Origin of the sequence: Citrobacter sp. TBCP-5362, assembly GCF_005406305.1 — a bacterium.
Lineage (GTDB): Bacteria > Pseudomonadota > Gammaproteobacteria > Enterobacterales > Enterobacteriaceae > Citrobacter_B > Citrobacter_B koseri.
On sequence record NZ_CP040234.1, the window covers coordinates 2,799,955 to 2,814,740 of the forward strand.

Below are 14,786 nucleotides of genomic sequence, written 5' to 3' on the forward strand. Positions count from 1 at the left end.
AAGTTATCCTTGCATCTGCGGTTTGCGCGCGGTGACATGAATGTAGCGGCCAAGGCTAATATACGGCTCCTGGCGGCAATAACGCGTTTCTAATTCAACTAACATCTCATAGCAGTCACGCTGTTGATGCTTCTCACGCAGATAATCATGAAATACGCGTACGCCGGTCTTACCGGTAATCTGCCAGCCAATATCTTCCAGCCACTGATAAACCTGCTCGGGTTTACGTGGATAGTCTGGCGAAAGCGTACGCTTTTTGCGTTTTGGCATCCCTACCTGCACATAGTCAAAGTTCCCTGCCACCATGTTATGCATCAACAGGCCGTTAGCATTGTAGAACATTAACGACAGTGCTCCGCCGGGACGCAAAACTGACCAAATCGCCTCTAACACGCCGACCGGTTCCGCCACCCACTCCAGCACAGCATGAAACAATATCAGATCAGCGGAGGTTTCCAAATGCGAAGCGACATCCTGAACAGCGCATTGTATAAAATGCATGTTTCCGCTCACACCTTTTGCTTCTGCCGCCTGCTGCGCACGCGCGATCATCTCGCCGGACAGATCGCACAATGTAACCTGATGCCCACGCTCCGCCATTTTGATGGCCGTTTGCCCCTCTCCGCCGCCAGCATCCAGGATGTGCAGTTTTCGCTCGCCGAATTCCGCCAGCAACCGATCAAGATCCTGCCACAGAATCGCCTGTCGCAGCTGTCCTTTGGTGGTTCCGTAGATGTTACGGGAAAACTTTTCAGCAATGTCATCAAAATTGCGGTCCCGCATCGGACTCTCCACAGGCTGGCTCAGGTGTGCTTTTAAAAAGAAGCTATTTTGTCATAGTCGCGGCGATATTTAACCTGTCTGGTGTAATATCCCTGCTGATCCCCTGCTGTATGGTCAAAAAAGGAACCAAAAAGGATGCTTTTTACTCTGAAGAAAGTGACTGGCGGTCTGTTGCTGCCGCTTCCCTTTATGCTGCTCATCATGGGCGTGGGGCTGGCGCTGGTATGGTTTAGCCGCTTTCAGAAAACCGGGAAGGCGTTTATCAGCCTGGGATGGCTGGCAATATTTCTGTTAAGCCTGCAACCTGTTGCTGACCGTTTACTCAAACCGATTGAAGACAGTTACCCCACCTGGCAGGGAACGCAAAAAGTAGACTATATCGTGGTGCTGGGCGGCGGCTACACCTGGAACCCCCAGTGGGCGCCCAGTTCGAATCTGATCAATAACAGCCTCCCACGTCTGAACGAAGGCGTACGCCTCTGGCTGGCCAATCCGGGATCGAAACTGATCTTTACGGGCGCGGCGGCAAAAACCAATCGCGTGAGTACGGCAGAAGCGGGCGCAAGAGTGGCACAATCGCTGGGTGTGCCACGTAGCGACATCATTACGCTGGATCAGCCAAAAGATACCGAAGAAGAGGCGGAAGCAGTGAAACAGGCCATCGGCGATGCCCCTTTCCTGCTGGTCACTTCCGCCTCCCACTTACCGCGCGCCATGATCTTCTTCCAGCATGTTGGGTTACATCCGCTGCCTGCGCCCGCCAATCAACTGGCGATAGGTTCACCGTTAAATCCGTGGGAGCGAGCAATTCCCTCCCCGGTATGGTTGATGCATAGCGATCGCGCCGGTTATGAAACGCTGGGGCGCATCTGGCAGTGGCTGAAAGGCGCGTCAGGCGAGCCAGGGCAGCAGTGATTTTGTCGCGAGGTCAAAGTTGGAGCGGCTAAAACGCCCGGTATTGACCAGCTGCGCGACTTCGTCCCATAACACATAAAGCCAACGCCGCCAGATGAACGATTCCGCCACTGGCGCGTGTTGCAGATAATGCCAGAGCAGCCCTTCCGCCAGCGCATTGTCCATCAGCCGGAACAGTTCATACTCTCGTGGCGCCCACAGCATAACGCCAGGCCCCACCATCGCCAGAAGCTGATCGCTGCGGGCGTCTTTCAGCATACTGCGCAGGCTAAAATTGCCGTGGATGAGCACGCAATTATCATTAAATCCTTCAAACAGCGCAGGCAGGCACTCCCGGGTACGAAACAGAATGCGTTTATCCTGCATAGTTAACCCGGTGTTGTTGAACTGGTTTAACGTCGTCCATAGCACTTCAACACGCTGTCGATACCAGGACGGCCAGATATTTTCCTGCGTATGATCCACCGCGCCCACGCAACCCCGGCTGTCCTGCCGATGCCAGGCTAACAACCCTTCTACAATCTGATCCTTCAACTGCTCCCAGCGCTCAGGCGTGCGGGCGGGCGCTTCCACAGAGACGCCACGCAGACGCTCCAGCAGCAGGACATCAGGCCCGGGGTGTTCCTCATGCGTCATCACGCCATAGACAACCGGCATGCGTACCGTGCCGCTACGCGCCAGCATGGTCGTTTTCCATGCCAGTTGCTGCGCCACGCCGGGGGTCGTAAAACTTCTCGCCATCAGCGGCATCGGGTTTCCCTGACTGTCGTACAGCGACCACAAGGCCGTATCCGCCTTTTCACTCACGCACTCTATACGGCTGAGTTTTTCGCCCAGCAGATGACTCAGTTCGGCTCGCAGCTGTTCCATTTCAGATTGCCCTCATAAACGCCACTGCTTTTATAATGAGCGCCGTATGGACAGATGTCACCCGGATGAGATCAATTGATGAAAAGAAAAATGAAGGGAAAATCGTAACGATACGACACTCCTCCCATTTGTGAGAGGAGTGCGATAGCGGATATCAGCGCATTTCGGCGCGAACGCGCTCAAGATCTTCGGCTGTATCAACGCCCGTTCCCGGGACTTCTTTGGCGACGGCAACATGGATTTTTTCGCCATACCACAGCACACGAAGCTGCTCCAGCATCTCAATATGCTCAAGCGGGCTGGGCTGCCAGTTCACGTAGCGGCGAATAAACCCGGCGCGATAGCCGTAAATTCCCAGATGGCGCAGGAACGTGTCGCCCACGGTCTCAAGGCTTTTCGCAAAACGATCGCGATCCCAGGGGATCGCCGCACGCGAGAAATAAAGCGCATAGCCTTCAGCGTCCAGCACAACTTTCACTGCATTAGGATTAAAGGCTTCTTCAGCACCGTGAATCGGTGCCGCCAGCGTCGCCATACCAACCTGGCGCTGCGCCAGGTTTTCCGCCACCTGACGAATAATCACCGCCGGGATCATCGGTTCATCGCCCTGCACGTTCACAATAACGGTATCGTCGCTAAAACCGCATTTTTCAACGACTTCCGCCAGACGCTCCGTCCCGGACTGATGGTCAGCGCGCGTCATGCAGACTTCTCCACCCGCCGCTTCTACCGCGCGAGCGACATCTTCATGGTCCGTCGCGACAATAATGCGTTCAGCGCCAGATTCGCGCGCGCGTTCCAGAACATGCACGATCATCGGTTTGCCGTTGATATCCAGTAAAGGCTTACCGGGCAGACGCGTGGACGAAAAACGAGCGGGAATAATGACCACAAAACTCATGATTTACTCTCATCAGCAGTAATGGAACGCGCTTCCGTTTCCAGCAATACCGGAATGCCATCGCGCAATGGGAAAGCCAGGTTATCCAGTTTGCAAATCAGTTCTTGTTTTTCCTGGTTATACCAGAGTTTGCCGTTGCATACCGGGCAGGCAATGATTTCAAGTAGACGATGATCCATAGTTCCTCCAGATGGACCGGATTGTGAATCCATCAATATTAACATAATCGTTTATGAGACCGCGTCTATTTCCCAGCCATGACGATTTTCTGCAAACAAGCCGGATGGGCAGTTCCCTAGCGTGACGCGGCTGGCCTGTTGCCAGCGAGCGAACGCATTAATCGCCTGCAACAGCCCTTTTTGCAGCGTCGGGCCCGGTTTAACCCCCTCCTGCAACCAGAGCGAGATGACTTCCAGCACGCCCGTTTTGCGATGCATTTTGGCATCCATACGCCCAACCAACTGCCCCCGATGCAGCAGCGGCAAAACAAAATAGCCGTACTGGCGTTTAGGCGCCGGGGTATAGCATTCCAGGCGGTAGCTAAAATCGAACAACTGCTCTGCCCGTTTCCGGTCCCAGACGACGGGATCAAAAGGGGATAAAACCGCGCTATGCGTAGCGGTGAGCTTATTGTTCAGCGCCTGCTCCAGTAGCGGCAACAGATCGGCGTGTAGCCACATTGCCCCCAGCCTGTCGGCCTGAACGGGAACCAGTTGCCCTTGTTCAGCGCGGATATCACGCCACGTTTTCACTTCAGGTCGCCGCAGGCGATAGTAATCCGCCAGCCACTGCTCGCGAAAAATCCCCAGACTGCGCGCGCTATTATCCAGCATGGCGATTTCTGCTTCTGCCTGCGACAGTAAATCGCGTTTATCGTCCCAGTGCGGCATCACGCGTTGCGTCAGGTCATACACGCGCTGAAAGTTGCGCCGTTCTACAACCATGACTTTCCCGGCAGTGAACAATCCTTCAAGATGGCGCTTATGCGGCTTCCATTCCCACCATCCACTGGCGCCTTTGCGTGGATGCGCAAAATCCGCTGAGCGCACAGGGCCGTTATGGTGAATATGCTGGATCAACTGCGCGATCTCATCGGCATGTTCCTGCATCCACGATGCTTTGTACTTCCAGCCCATCTTCTCAGGTGCCAGCATACGGTGACGAATTAGCGTAAAGTCGCTACGCGGTAAGAAACAGGCCTCATGCGCCCAGTATTCCATGAGTTCGCCACGCGACAACGAGTCGTCCAGCCACTGTTGCGGGTAGTGGCCCAGGCGGCTAAACAGCACCAGATAGGGGCTGCGCGCCACAACGTTGATCGTATCGATTTGCAATAAAGACATGCGCGAAATCGTCGCGAGAATATCCGCAGGCAATGCCTGACGGCGGGGCTTTTTCAGCAAACCTTGCGCAGCAAGATGGAGATGACGAACATCCGTAAGAGAGAGATGCGGCAACGACATGTATAACTCCGGGAATCGTTCGCTGCCGCCACATCAATTTGTGCTAGCTAGCCAGCGAGATGAGTTGTTCAAGCAGTGCGTCGGGTTGTTCACCCGACAAACGCGCGTCTACAGGTAAATACCACCAGTTGTCCTCGGCAAATCCCCGGCATTTAACGGCATCTTTTTCCGTCATGACCAGCGTTTGCCCGTCGGTTACTAACGCCTTCACATCGTTAAAGGCGAGAGACTGATGATCGGCCAACGGAACGCATTTCTGTAGCGACGCCCCACACGCTTCGAGCGTAGCAAAGAAACGTGGAGGATGGCCAATCCCCGCCATCGCGACAATGTTGCTTAACTCCGCGACATGACGGCGCTCACCGGTGCATAAATTGACCGCCAGCTCTGGTGCCAGCTGCATCGGAATTTCTCCTGGTCTGGCAACGCCGCCGTTGACGATCACCGCATCTACCGATTTAAGCCGGCTGGCACGCTCACGCATCGGCCCTGCGGGCAACCACCAGCCATTGCCAAACCGACGCACGCCGTCGATGACAACGATTTCAATATCGCGCGCCAGACGATAATGCTGTAGCCCGTCATCCGTCACGATAATTTGTACATCGTGACGCGCGAGAATCGCTTTTACTGCGTCTGAGCGAACCGGCGAGACAGCAACAGGCGCGCCGGTTCGTTGATAGATCAGTACCGGCTCATCACCCGCTTCCGCAGAGGACGTTTGTGGAGTAAGCAACAGCGGATAAGACGCCGCTTTACCGCCATACCCCCGCGAAACAACCCCCACGCGAATGCCGCGCTGTTGCAGTTGCTCGACCAGCCAGATAACGACCGGCGTTTTTCCGTTGCCCCCCGCCGTAAGGTTCCCGACGACAACAACTGGCACCGGCGCACGCCAGGCGCGTTTAATTCCCAGCCGGTAGCACAGGCGAATCCCCCCACTCACCAGGCCATACAGCCAGGAGAGTGGGAGCAACAGACGCCACAGGGGCGATTCACCAGACCAGATGCGGGCGATCATTGGCCAAATTGCATTTTATGCAGTTGCGAATACACACCGCGCTGCTCCAGCAATTCGCGATGGGTTCCACGCTCAACAATAATCCCGTCTTCCACCACGACAATTTCATCAGCTTGTTCAATCGTTGAAAGACGGTGCGCGATAACCAGCGAAGTACGGTTTTTCTGCAACTCATCCAGCGCGGACTGAATCGCGCGTTCGGATTCGGTGTCCAGCGCAGAAGTGGCTTCATCCAGAATCAGGATTGGGCTGTCACGCAGCAACGCACGGGCAATCGCGATACGCTGACGCTGGCCACCGGAAAGCAGTACGCCGTTCTCGCCGATAACCGTATCCAGACCGTCATCCATCTTGCTGATAAAGTCCATGGCATACGCCATACGCGCCGCTTCTTCAATTTGCTCGCGGCTGTACTCTTCAGTACGCGCATAGGCGATGTTGTTCGCAACCGTATCGTTAAACAGGTGCACATTCTGCGAAACCAGCGCGACCTGATTACGCAATGAAGACAGGGTATATTCACGCAGATCGTGTCCATCCATCAGGATATTCCCTTCATTGATGTCGTAGAAGCGCGTGATCAGACTGGCAATGGTTGATTTACCTGAACCGGAACGCCCGACCAGTGCAACCGTCTTACCCGCCGGAATATGCAGATTGATATTGCGCAGCGCAGGCGTTTCACGCCCCGGATAGGTAAAGGTCACATTGCGGAATTCCAGATCGCCTGTCGAACGTTCAATTACGCGTTTGCCTTCATCTTTCTCTTGCTCGCTATCCAGAATAGCAAACAGCGTCTGGCATGCCGCCATACCACGCTGGAACTGCGCATTGACGTTGGTCAGCGATTTCAGAGGACGCATCAGGGCAATCATTGATGAGAATACGACGGTAATCGTACCCGCAGTCAGGCTGTCCATTACGCTCGGGAAGCTAGCCGCATAGAGAACAAAGGCCAGCGCCAGAGACGCGATCAGCTGAATGATCGGATCAGAGATGGATGATGCAGACACCATTTTCATCCCTTGCAGACGCATTTTATTGCTGACTTTGTCAAAACGCTTCGTTTCAACTTCCTGACCGCCAAAGATAAGCACTTCTTTGTGGCCTTTCAGCATCTGCTCTGCACTGGTGGTCACCTGCCCCATCGTGTTCTGCATGTTTTTACTGATGCTACGAAAACGCTTCGATACCACGCGAATCGCAATAGACACAACGGGCGCCAGAATGACCAGAATGATCGACAGTTGCCAGCTGTTATAGAACATCATGATAAACAAAGCGATGATCGATGCACCTTCACGCACGACCGTAATCAACGCCCCGGAAGACGATGACGCAACCTGTTCTGAGTCATAGGTAATACGAGAAAGCAGTGTCCCCGTTGATTGTTTATCAAAGAATGCAACAGGCATCCCCATCATATGACCAAACAGACGACGGCGCATGGTCATCACCACTTTGCCCGATACCCATGAAATACAGTAGCTGGAAATATAGCTGGTGATACCACGTAATATCATCAGGCCAATAACCACCAGCGGCATCCAAAGCAGCACCGATCGATCTGTTTTACCAAAACCATCGTCCAGCAATGGTTTGAGGAGCGATAACATAAAAGCATCGCTGGCCGCATTGAGGATCAACGCGACACCCGCCACGATCAGCCCAGTTTTGAAAGGCGCAATGGTAGGCCACAGTCGGCGGAACGTCTGCCACGTAGAGAGATCTTTATCGTTATGCATTCAAAAAACCAGCATTTGTTGAAATAGCCGCATATTCTACCCGTTATCCTCTGACACGCCAAACCACTGATGATACCAACGAGGTAAAATTTGCTCCCGTAAACCTCGTATGCGCCAGCCTTGCGGGGAAAAGTCCACCGAAATTTGCCCCTGATGCGGGGTATCCAGCCACTGATAACCTTGTTGTTGATAGCGCTGTTGTACCTTCCAGGAAGGCAGATGCCAGGCGTTGTAGCGCGATGCCGACGCCAGCGCGGCCAGGCCCTCAACCCGTTGAATTAACGCTAATGACGACGATGTATTACTGCCATGATGCGGAACCTGAATAATTGTCGCCTGCAAATGCCGCCAATAACGACTTAGCATTTTTTGTTCAGCCGGAGATTCAATATCGCCCGTCAGCAAAATACTCTGCTTTCCGTCATCCACTTTAACCACGCAGGAATGGTTGTTGCCCTTTTCCCTGTTTCCTTTAATCGGCCAGTGTGCGCTGAAGGATAGCCCCTGCCACGTCCACTGCTCCGCACGAAAGCACGGCAGATGGCCCTTCCAGCCTAATGGGCTTCGTATCCAGAGCGAAGGCCACGTCTTCTGTAATGATGACAGGCCACCCCGATGATCCAGATGTTCATGGCTCAGGATAATCCCCTCAGGTTCCAGATTGTGCCAGCGTAGCCAGGGAATGATGAGCTGCTGTGCGCTATCGCCATCCGGCCAGGCGCGTCCCGTATCATAAAGTATCGCTTTCCCGTTATGCGCGATAACCATCGCCAGCCCCTGTCCGACATCCAGCATATGAACCTGCCACGCCTCCGTGCGCGGCGTACGCCATAACGGCCAGCTCAACAGCAACACGCCAGACAAACAGATCACCGGGTAAGTTCGCCAGACATTCAATCGCCACGCCATAAGCGTTAACCAGGGAGCCAAAGACAGGTATTGCCAGCGATAATCAATATTAATCCACCCTTCCGGCAGACTTTTCAGCGCCCGGAACAACACGTCCAGAGAGGCGTCAGCCAGCGCCCAGAGACCTTCTTCAGCCATCAGCGGCCCGATCAAATGGCCGATCATTCCCGCCAGTATCAGTGGTACAGAGATAAATGTAACCAAAGGGACAGCAAACAGATTCGCCAGAAAAGAGGTCACACTTACACCATGAAAAAGCGCTATTTGCACAGGTAAGAGCAGAAGCGTAATGCCCAACTGTAAGTGAACGAGATCCAACGCGACTTTCCCTGCCCGAGGCAACGCCCAAGCTGGTACAGGAAACCACTGATACCAGAAAATAAGCGCTGCGACGGCAAAGGCCGAAAGCCACAGACTTTGCGACAGAACAGCAATCGGATCGGCAATCACTATTGCCGCCAGGCAGCAGAACCAGACCTCCCAACCGCTCCATTGTCGACCGCTCAGCTTCAGTAATCCCCACGCCGCCAGCGCCACAACCGTACGCAACGCGGGGGGTTGTAACCCCGTGAGCCAGGCATAAAACGTCGCGCACACAATCCCTCCCACTAACGGCGTTTGCCAGTGAATCCAGCGGGTGGGAAGTAAAAATTGCGCGCCACGAATCAATCCTCCGGCCAGCAGTGCGGCAAAGGCGATATGCAACCCTGAAATGGCCATCAGGTGCGCCGTACCAGTATCGCGCATAATATTTTTGACCTCTTGCGATACTGATAAACGCTCGCCCATGCCTAATGCCAGGATAACCTGCTGCCAGGGGTAGCGCGCCAGCGTGGTATTGAGGGAGGCAAGATAACGCGCGCGTAAACTACATGACGATTCAATGATCGTCGCATGCAGAAACCGGCCGCTCAGAGGCTGATGTTGCGTGAGCGCATAACGCTGGCTATCAAATCCCCCCTCATTAAGCTGACCATGCACGGCACGGACTTTTAGCTTCATCGCCCAACGTTGACCTGCACACACCTCGCCGGGCAAATATTGCCCATAAAGAACAACGCCCACCGAGGGAAACAGGCGTTTCCCCTGTACATGGGTAATTTGCCCGTAATGTGTGGTGGCATGATCGGTCGCCGTAATTTGCACCACGGTTTCCTGTGTTGCGCCAGGCAAGGTATTACCCGGCCAGACGGCTTGCTTTGCAGCAAGTATTCCCCAGAGAAAAAACAGCAGTGTCAAGCGGGCGTACTGCGTATATTTATATGGAACAAAGGACAGCGCGCAGGCAAAACAAAATATGCCAATGAGACACAACGAACCGGGAAGTACAGGTAAGAATATTAGCGGAAGAATTCCGCATAATGCACACACGCTGACCGTTGTTATTTTCATAGACACCTCCCTGTTACAGGAAGTGTGCAGATTTAGCTAACGTTTGTCTGGCGACAATTTGTGGTTATTCGGCGCAAATTCCGTGGTTTTCGCGTTGGGAATGCAAGATGCACATAAAAATGCGAGAGGTTTTCCAGTTACGCCTACGAGCACGTATCTGTAGATCTGATGAGTGTAGCGCCATCAGGCGCTACTTTGTACCGGATGGCGACGCGAAGCGTCTTATCCGGCCTACGGAGTCACGGGAACATATCTGTAGGCCTGATAAGCGTAGCGCCATCAGGCGTAGGTTTATGCCAGATGGTGGCGTTAAAGTCTCTTTTCCTGTCGGAATACAGAAATGAAAAAAGCACCTTTCAGGTGCTTTTTTCTGGATCAAGTTTTTCGTTAAAACTTAACCGTAAATATTGGCGCGGTCGCGCAGTTCTTTACCCGGCTTAAAGTGCGGAACATACTTTCCTTCCAGTTCTACTTTATCGCCAGTCTTCGGGTTACGTCCGGTACGAGGTGCGCGGTAGTGCAAAGAAAAGCTGCCGAAACCGCGGATTTCAATACGCTCGCCCTGCGCAAGAGTCGAGGCCATATGTTCCAGCATCTCTTTTACTGCATCTTCAACCGCTTTCGCGGGAATGTGAGATTGCTGGGTTGCAAGTCTTTCAATCAATTCTGACTTGGTCATGATTCCTCCGGTTCCTGTAAGCAAATTGGCTGCTGCTGTTATTGCATTGATTAAGGGCGGCCGTAGCCGCCCTTAGTGCTTGATTACAGGACGAATCTTGTAATCTGTCAAGTAAACTCATCAAACTTCGGGATAAAACACCCGAAGTTTCAGAGAATTACTCGCCTTTAGCTGCTTTGAAAGCTTCAGCCATTGCGTTGTTGGAGAAGTTTGCATCTTCCTGTTTGTTAACAGTTGCGATTGCATCTTTCTCGTCAGCTTCGTCTTTCGCACGAACAGACAGGCTGATTGCGCGGTTTTTACGATCAACGCCGGTGAATTTAGCTTCAACTTCGTCGCCAACGCTCAGAACCAGAGTCGCATCTTCAACGCGGTCACGGGATGCTTCAGAAGCACGCAGGTAACCTTCAACGCCGTCAGCCAGTTCTACGGTTGCGCCTTTAGCGTCAACAGCAGTAACTTTACCGGTTACGATAGCGCCTTTCTTGTTCAGAGCAACCCAGTTGTTGAACGGATCTTCTGCGAGCTGTTTAACGCCCAGGGAGATACGCTCACGCTCTGCGTCAACTTGCAGAACAACTGCTGCGATTTCGTCGCCTTTTTTGTATTCACGAACTGCTTCTTCGCCTGCAACGTTCCAGGAGATGTCAGACAGGTGAACCAGGCCGTCGATGCCGCCGTCCAGGCCGATGAAGATACCGAAGTCAGTGATAGACTTGATTTTACCTTCAACACGGTCGCCCTTGTTGTGGGTTTCCGCAAACTGCTGCCACGGGTTGGATTTGCACTGTTTCAGACCCAGGGAGATACGACGACGTTCTTCGTCGATATCCAGAACCATAACTTCCACTACATCGCCAACGTTAACAACTTTGGACGGGTGGATGTTTTTGTTGGTCCAATCCATTTCGGAAACGTGAACCAGGCCTTCAACGCCTTCTTCGATTTCAACGAAGCAGCCGTAGTCGGTCAGGTTGGTCACGCGACCAGTCAGTTTGGTACCTTCTGGATAACGCTTAGCGATAGCTACCCACGGATCTTCGCCCAGCTGTTTCAGGCCCAGAGATACACGAGTACGCTCGCGGTCGAACTTCAGCACTTTAACAGTGATTTCGTCGCCAACGTTTACGATTTCGCTCGGATGCTTAACGCGTTTCCATGCCATGTCGGTGATGTGCAGCAGGCCGTCAACGCCACCCAGATCAACGAATGCACCGTAGTCAGTGAGGTTCTTAACGATACCTTTAACTTCCATGCCTTCTTGCAGGTTTTCCAGCAGCTGATCGCGTTCTGCGCTGTTTTCGGATTCGATAACGGCACGACGGGAAACCACAACGTTGTTGCGCTTCTGATCCAGCTTGATGACTTTGAATTCAAGCTCTTTGCCTTCCAGGTGCAGCGTGTCGCGCACCGGACGAACGTCTACCAGGGAACCTGGCAGGAACGCACGAATACCGTTCAGCTCAACAGTGAAGCCGCCCTTAACTTTGCCGTTGATAACACCGGTAACAGTTTCAGCATCTTCGTAAGCTTTTTCCAGCGTGATCCAGGCTTCGTGACGTTTCGCTTTTTCACGGGACAGCAGGGTTTCGCCGAAGCCGTCTTCTACTGCATCCAGAGCAACGTCAACTTCGTCGCCAACCTGGATTTCCAGTTCGCCCTGGGCGTTTTTGAACTGCTCAGCCGGAATGGCGGATTCAGATTTCAGACCAGCGTCAACCAGTACGATATCTTTATCAATAGCAACAACAACGCCGCGAACGATGGAACCCGGGCGGGTTTCGATTTCTTTTAAGGACTCTTCAAAGAGTTGAGCAAAAGATTCAGTCATGTTTAATCTTCAGGTTTCATATTTAACGTCCACCTGGCTCCATGCCGGATGGGGTTGTTTCACATACCCACTGTCAATCCATTGCAGCGGGGGTACTACAAATTCGGTCGCACTTAAGCGAGTGCCAGTTTTTGGCGCGCGTATTGTAACGCTTTTTCAATCACTTGCTCAATGCTTAATCGGGTAGAATCCAGAACTAAAGCATCGGCAGCAGGAACCAATGGCGCGACAGCGCGATTACGATCGCGGTCGTCACGTTCCTTTATCTCGGCCAAAAGGCGTTCAAAGTTAACACTAAAGCCCTTCTCCTGCAACTGTAGCATACGGCGGTGAGCGCGTTCTTCAGAAGACGCATCCAGGAAAATTTTTACTGGCGCATCAGGGAATACCACCGTTCCCATGTCGCGGCCATCGGCAATCAACCCTGGCGCATCGCGAAACGCACGCTGGCGGCGCAAAAGCGCTTCGCGCACGCGCGGGAATGCAGCGACCTGAGATGCCGCGTTCGCGACTTCTTGCGTGCGGATTTCCCCGCTCACATCTTCCCCTTCCAGAATGACTTCCAGATTGCCATTGGTTGAGACAAAACGAACATCCAGATGAGACGCAAGCGGTACAAGAGCGTCTTCAGAGGTGACATCAACATGATGATGTAAGGCCGCCAGCGCCAGTACACGATAAATCGCGCCCGAGTCCAGCAGATGCCATTGCAATGCTTCCGCCATTGCCTTGCACAAGGTGCCTTTACCTGCACCGCTTGGGCCATCAATGGTAATTACCGGGGCAATTGCCGTCATCTTTTTCTCCTTAAACAGGCATACCGTTAACGTGAACGCCGCGCATTATACGCGCCAACGCTCACAATCGTTATCTTTGTATGCAAAAACCCATTTTGTCTGTCATCAGATGAGGAAGATTTGCGCAATTATAGCGGGCTGGCGAAGAGCCAGCCCAAAAGATGACAATGTTTTACTTTTATCAGGCAGGCGTACTAATACGCGCCAGTTGTTCGAAGTAATCCGGGAAGGTTTTAGCGGTACATTTCGGATCGAGAATCGTCACCGGCGTATCCGACAACGCAACCAGCGAGAAACACATCGCCATACGGTGATCGTTATAGGTGCCGATTTCGGCAAACTGCAACTGAGCCGGTGGCGTGATACGAATGAAATCATGCCCCTCTTCTACTTCAGCGCCGACTTTACGCAGTTCCGTCGCCATCGCAAACAGGCGGTCAGTCTCTTTTACACGCCAGTTATAGATATTACGCAGCGTGGTGGTGCCTTTAGCAAACAACGCCGCCGTGGCGATGGTCATCGCCGCATCCGGGATATGGTTCATGTCCATATCCACAGCGTTCAGTTCACCGCGCGTACAGGCAATGAAGTCATCGCCCCAGGTGATGGTGGCGCCCATCTTCTCCAGTACATCGGCAAAGCGGATATCGCCCTGCATACTGTTGCGGCCAATCCCCGTCACTTTTACCGTTCCGCCTTTAATGGCGCCAGCGGCAAGGAAATAAGAAGCGGATGACGCGTCGCCTTCCACCAGATATTGACCCGGTGAATGATACTGCTGCTCCCCTTTCACCACAAAACGCTGGTAATTCTGGTTCTCAACCTCAACGCCGAATGTTTTCATCAGGTTCAGCGTGATGTCGATATACGGTTTGGACACCAGATCGCCTTTAATTGCGATCGTCGTATCCTGCGGCGCAAGCGGCGCGGTCATCAGCAGCGCGGTGAGGAACTGACTGGAGACGCTGCCATCAACCTCAACGTGACCGCCGCTAAAACCGCCGCGCAGACGCAGAGGCGGATAGTTTTCCTGCTCCAGATAATCAATCTTCGCACCGCCCTGACGCAGCGCATCGACCAGATGACCGATCGGGCGCTCTTTCATGCGAGGCTCACCGGTCAGCACGATATCATTTGCCCCCAGGCACAGCGCGGCGGCAAGCGGACGCATCGCCGTTCCCGCATTGCCCAGGAACAGTTCCAGCGCGCCTTCGGCATGTAATACGCCGCCCTGCCCGGTAATTTCACAGCGGGTACGGTCGGCGGAAAGGGTATAACTGACCCCCAACGCACTCAGCGCGTTCAGCATATGGCGAACATCATCGCTGTCCAGCAGGTTTGTCAGAACAGTGGTGCCGCTTGCTAATGCCGCCAGTAACAAAGCGCGATTCGAAACACTCTTGGAGCCAGGCAGATTGATGGTGCCATCGACCCGCGCGATGGGTTGTAACGTCAGGGATTCCATGAAACTCAACTCTCA

The 14,786-nt window shown here is 53.4% G+C and carries 13 protein-coding genes; 1 reads left to right on the forward strand and 12 read right to left on the reverse strand.

The window, feature by feature from the left end; translation table 11 throughout:
* Positions 1-3: 3 nt before the first annotated feature.
* Positions 4-783, reverse strand: coding sequence for a tRNA uridine 5-oxyacetic acid(34) methyltransferase CmoM (gene cmoM / locus FD428_RS13415; RefSeq protein WP_114848418.1), 780 nt, complete (start codon positions 781-783; stop codon positions 4-6).
* Between the two features lie 135 nt (positions 784-918).
* On the opposite strand from cmoM, the gene elyC reads away from it, so the two are divergent.
* A complete protein-coding gene (elyC, locus tag FD428_RS13420; protein WP_114848419.1) occupies positions 919-1,698 on the forward strand; it encodes an envelope biogenesis factor ElyC in 780 nt (259 codons plus the stop codon).
* Here elyC and FD428_RS13425 read toward each other — a convergent pair.
* The 11 genes from FD428_RS13425 to aroA form a co-directional block, all read right to left on the reverse strand.
* Positions 1,675-2,568, reverse strand: a complete 894-nt coding sequence (locus FD428_RS13425; protein WP_012133006.1) for a YcbJ family phosphotransferase — start codon at positions 2,566-2,568, stop codon at positions 1,675-1,677. The two genes, elyC and FD428_RS13425, sit on opposite strands and share 24 nt — an antisense overlap.
* A gap of 154 nt (positions 2,569-2,722) precedes the next feature.
* Entirely contained in the window at positions 2,723-3,469 is a 747-nt protein-coding gene (kdsB, locus tag FD428_RS13430; RefSeq protein ID WP_114848420.1) for a 3-deoxy-manno-octulosonate cytidylyltransferase, read from the reverse strand.
* Positions 3,466-3,648, reverse strand: coding sequence for a protein YcaR (gene ycaR, locus FD428_RS13435; protein ID WP_012133009.1), 183 nt, complete (start codon positions 3,646-3,648; stop codon positions 3,466-3,468). Before ycaR ends, kdsB begins: the two co-directional genes overlap by 4 nt.
* Positions 3,649-3,699: 51 nt before the next feature.
* Positions 3,700-4,932, reverse strand: coding sequence for a winged helix-turn-helix domain-containing protein (locus FD428_RS13440; RefSeq protein ID WP_114848421.1), 1,233 nt, complete (start codon positions 4,930-4,932; stop codon positions 3,700-3,702).
* 43 nt (positions 4,933-4,975) lie between these two features.
* Positions 4,976-5,953 carry a tetraacyldisaccharide 4'-kinase gene (gene lpxK, locus FD428_RS13445; protein WP_114848422.1) on the reverse strand — a complete coding sequence of 326 codons (978 nt, stop codon included), beginning with the start codon at positions 5,951-5,953 and terminating at the stop codon, positions 4,976-4,978.
* Positions 5,950-7,698 (reverse strand): lipid A ABC transporter ATP-binding protein/permease MsbA, encoded by a 1,749-nt coding sequence (gene msbA / locus FD428_RS13450; RefSeq protein WP_012133012.1) that lies wholly within the window; start codon positions 7,696-7,698, stop codon positions 5,950-5,952. The genes lpxK and msbA overlap by 4 nt, the downstream gene beginning before the upstream one ends.
* A gap of 36 nt (positions 7,699-7,734) precedes the next feature.
* A complete protein-coding gene (locus tag FD428_RS13455) occupies positions 7,735-9,999 on the reverse strand; it encodes a ComEC family protein (RefSeq protein WP_114848423.1) in 2,265 nt (754 codons plus the stop codon).
* A 394-nt stretch (positions 10,000-10,393) separates the two neighbouring features.
* Positions 10,394-10,678 carry an integration host factor subunit beta gene (gene ihfB / locus FD428_RS13460; RefSeq protein ID WP_000167332.1) on the reverse strand — a complete coding sequence of 95 codons (285 nt, stop codon included), beginning with the start codon at positions 10,676-10,678 and terminating at the stop codon, positions 10,394-10,396.
* 157 nt (positions 10,679-10,835) lie between these two features.
* Positions 10,836-12,509, reverse strand: a complete 1,674-nt coding sequence (rpsA, locus tag FD428_RS13465; protein WP_012133016.1) for a 30S ribosomal protein S1 — start codon at positions 12,507-12,509, stop codon at positions 10,836-10,838.
* Positions 12,510-12,622: 113 nt separating this feature from the next.
* Positions 12,623-13,306, reverse strand: coding sequence for a (d)CMP kinase (cmk, locus tag FD428_RS13470; protein ID WP_012133018.1), 684 nt, complete (start codon positions 13,304-13,306; stop codon positions 12,623-12,625).
* A gap of 181 nt (positions 13,307-13,487) precedes the next feature.
* Positions 13,488-14,771, reverse strand: coding sequence for a 3-phosphoshikimate 1-carboxyvinyltransferase (gene aroA, locus FD428_RS13475; protein WP_110494422.1), 1,284 nt, complete (start codon positions 14,769-14,771; stop codon positions 13,488-13,490).
* Positions 14,772-14,786 lie beyond the last annotated feature (15 nt).